This window comes from Nitrospirota bacterium, assembly GCA_016219645.1.
GTDB lineage: Bacteria > Nitrospirota > Nitrospiria > Nitrospirales > Nitrospiraceae > Palsa-1315.
Genome location: JACRLR010000001.1, coordinates 1 through 1,598 on the forward strand (window position 1 = coordinate 1; position 1,598 = coordinate 1,598).

The window sequence follows — 1,598 nt, forward strand, 5'->3', positions numbered from 1 at the left end:
AGGGTCGCCATCATGATGGCACAGCCCAAAACTCGCAATGACGATTGCTTCACAGGCTCCTCCCGGTCAAAGGTCAAAAAGAGTGGCGGCCCAGTCTACCCAAGTTTGGTGCCGGAGACAATTAGGATAAATAAGTTACGGGGTGACGAGGGGGGACAGTGACCGAAAGGTTTCGCACGCCATCTGAGCCAACTGTCCCTCCCGTACTCGTGGGTCGCCCAAAGGCACACAGCGCACGACCTTCAGAAACGACCGTTCAGCCAGCACGGCAGCGATCTGGGCCTTTCGGTCATGGGTGATCGGCAGCGTATAGCCCTCCCCGCGTTTCCACTCCCATAACGACGGTGCCAGAGAAAGTTCGAGGTCCTTTCCTGCGAGCTGGTGAAACCGGCCGAGCAGCTGGCGCTTGTATCGTCCCATCTCCGAACCTTCCAGCAATAGCGCACAGGTCACATGATGTCCCCACCAGACCAGCGTACGGAACGTGAACGTGTTCGCCCCGGAGAAGTATTTGGGACAATCGAGGTATTGATACGGAAAATCTTCCAGATGCTCACCTTTTACCAGCTGATGGAGGTGTGGATTGAAATCAGGAGGAGCAACAAGCGACAGACCTGCCAGCTCATTCTGTAAGGCGTCATGCGTCGCCTCAAGCATGGCTCGTATTTTTGTCGTGATCGCAGCCTTTTTCCGAAAGAACTGTGCATCGGCCAGCAGCAGGGTTTCGTCATCAGTAAACATAGTGGAGTGGGCCATCATGGCAGGGGCTGAAGGGATGATGCTCCCTTCCTCATCAATTCCTGATTACTTGTAGCGTGTTTCAAACGCCGAGACCGTCAGTTCGTATAGCCGTCGACAGTCCACACAGCGCAGCCGCACCAGATCTTGAAATACGTCCATCTCACGAAGCGCCAAGGAGGCACGATGCGTCGAAACGCAAGCCTTGAGGAACTCTTCGCCAGGCGGCTCGTCTCGTGAAGTGCCTTCTCCCGCCATCTGTTGGGCCGAGGCTTTTTGCGACGTGACCGCAGTGACCGTCAGGTAATGGGCCGACTTGCATGAGCTGCAAGAAAGCACCACGGCTTTCTCATCCGTCATGCGCTTGACAGTCACACACAGCGGATGGACCGACCAACACTGCTGAAGAAATGCCCCGCTTCGGATGATCTGTACCATAATAGTCTCAGTGCACCATCACGCGGCGTGAGGCTCGCGCATCAACGTTCAGCTGACCGGGCATAGTGATCACACAGAAGGAGAGCAGAACCGCTTTTGCCCGATACCGGTCAGCAAGAGCAACGGACCTTTACGCACTGAATGGCTTTGGAGCAGACGGCGAACCGGAATTCATGACGGGACTACCACAGTGGGCCCATCTTTCTTAAAAGAAGGAGCGATAGTCCCCTCCTGAAGCGAACGACAGGTTTTGCACACCCGTGGCCGTGCTTTCAGAAAAGAGACCTTCCCACTGGCAAGACAACTGTAATGGACGAATTCGTCACAAAGCGTACAGCGAGACCAACCTCCCCGGAGCATCGTCTTGTCCCGATAGAGGTCCTCTCGGCACACTCGGCAAAGACGGGCCTCGACCCCGAGCA

General features: G+C 55.7%; 2 protein-coding genes. Both read right to left on the bottom strand.

Annotated features, from left to right (window positions below):
* Positions 1-135 precede the first annotated feature (135 nt).
* The gene (locus HZB34_00005) at positions 136-741 is read right to left on the bottom strand and encodes a hypothetical protein (protein ID MBI5314334.1); all 606 of its coding nucleotides are present in this window, start codon (positions 739-741) and stop codon (positions 136-138) included.
* Between the two features lie 63 nt (positions 742-804).
* Complete coding sequence (locus HZB34_00010; protein MBI5314335.1) at positions 805-1,176, bottom strand: hypothetical protein; 372 nt, start codon at positions 1,174-1,176, stop codon at positions 805-807.
* Positions 1,177-1,598 lie beyond the last annotated feature (422 nt).

What these genes read in the sequence shown, in the direction of transcription:
- HZB34_00005 (MBI5314334.1), bottom strand. Translation starts at nt 741, where the DNA reads ATGTTTACTGATGACGAAACCCTGCTGCTGGCCGATGCACAGTTCTTT.
- HZB34_00010 (MBI5314335.1), bottom strand. Translation starts at nt 1,176, where the DNA reads ATGGTACAGATCATCCGAAGCGGGGCATTTCTTCAGCAGTGTTGGTCG.